1 protein-coding gene is annotated in these 1,767 nt (G+C 67.1%); it reads right to left on the bottom strand.

What is annotated here, in order from left to right:
- Positions 1-22: 22 nt before the first annotated feature.
- The gene (locus AC3ET4_RS30670) at positions 23-1,642 is read right to left on the bottom strand and encodes an IS1634 family transposase (protein WP_431955215.1); all 1,620 of its coding nucleotides are present in this window, start codon (positions 1,640-1,642) and stop codon (positions 23-25) included.
- Positions 1,643-1,767: the final 125 nt, after the last annotated feature.

Below are 1,767 nucleotides of genomic sequence, written 5' to 3'. Positions count from 1 at the left end.
CGGTGACTTCGCACATGGGGTTTTAGGTCTCCAGCCAGCGGGGTCGGGTTTCGTCGATGCCGAGGAGTTCGAGCAGGTGTGCTTGGACTCCTTGGCTGACGAGGATGACGGGTGGGTCGGTGGTGGTGCCGGGTCGGAGGGTGAGGCCGTCGAGGTGGTAGAGGATCATGCGGCCGGTGGGGCGGACCTTGCGGTTGTCGGGATAGAGGCCGGCCATGGTCTGCTCGGGGCCCAGGGCCTGACGGACTTGGCGTTCGATCAGGCAGTAGACCAGTAGGGCCAGGCAGATCACGGTGATCAGGGCTGTAATGCGGCGGTTGTGCTCCAGGAACAGCGGAGCGACGGCCAGGGGGCCTTTGAACTCGCCGTAACGACGTTCGACCACCCCCTGGCCTTTGTAGCGCCGGAAGACCTCGGCCGCGTCGGCTTGTTCGGGAGTCAGAGCGGTGACCAGGCAGTACCAGCCGTCGGCGGCGGCTTCGGTATCCAGGACATCCTGGTCGAAGTGCCAGGACAGGGCGGGTTTCCCGTTGGGGCCGACGGTGACGGCGGTGCGCAGGCAGCTGGCGACCCGGCGGGACTTGGTGATCACCCCGATCCGGGCCTGGATCTTCTCGGCGGTGGTGTAGTACCGGCCGCCGGCCGATTTCTGCAGTTTTTCCAGTTCCTCGGCGGCTCTGGCCAGGCGTTTGGCGCGTGCTTTGCGCTGGCCCTCGGCGTTGCCGGTGGAGTGGACCAGGATCCGGCGCAGGTGGTGGACCGGGTCGCGCTTGCGCGGTCCTGCCATGGCATGGACGTCTTCGAGGACCCGGTAGGAGTGGCGCTGGTCGGCGGGGGTGTTCCGGTCACAGTCGCGGTCGTTGACGTAGTCGACCAGCTCGGCGGCCTGGACGTCGAGCGTGGCGTAGAAGCCGGCCTTGACCTGGGCCGCGGGTATGGGGGCGACGAAGGGGACCCGGGCGTCGAGCAGGGCGGTGATGTTGGGGTAGGAGACCAGTTTGGAATCCGCGACGAGCAGGAAGTCCTTGCGGTCGGCGATCTTCCGCAGGGCCTTCATCGCGCCGACGACCTGGGCGACTTCGCCCGCGCCGCCGTCGTAGGCGCGGTGGAAGACGGGGATGCCGCCGTCGCGGGTGACAGCCACTCCGGCCTGGACCTGCTTCAGGTCCACCCGCCGGTCCTTGGGGTGACCGTATCTGACCTGCGCGAATTGCTCTTCCTGGTCCGGATAAGCGCCGAACATGGAGATCGACGTCATGTCCCAGTGGATCTGGGCGGTGTCGATGCCGAACTCCGCGATGGTCTGGGCGCCGACCGAGCCGGTGATCTCCTCCAGGTGCGGGGCGATAGCGTCCAGGGCGCGGGCGATACGGTCGTCGTTGAGCAGGTCAGGCTCGATGCCGAAGACCTCCTCGACCGCCCACTTCCGCGCCCAGTCCTCCACCCGGACCATCGAGGTCGGCGAGGACAGCCGGTTGGCGACCAGCGCCTCGATGACTTGCCCGTGCGTCAGATGTGCCACATCCCGGACGGGGCACAGCTCGTCGATGATCCCGGCCACGTCCAACCGGCGCAGAAACTCGGCAGAGGCAGGCAGAGCGCCCAGACGCCTCTCCACCACAGGTGCCAGCTCGACCGACATGCGGGGACGCTGAACCCGGGAACGACGCGAACGAGATATCGGCACGTCCACTCCAACGACCCACACCCACTGAAGTACCGGCCACCTCATCAGTTCATCCGACTCAGCTATGTGCGGAGGATCGG

The sequence above is a fragment of the Actinacidiphila sp. bgisy167 genome, assembly GCF_057707665.1.
This window is presented reverse-complemented; position numbering and strand designations above follow the sequence as displayed.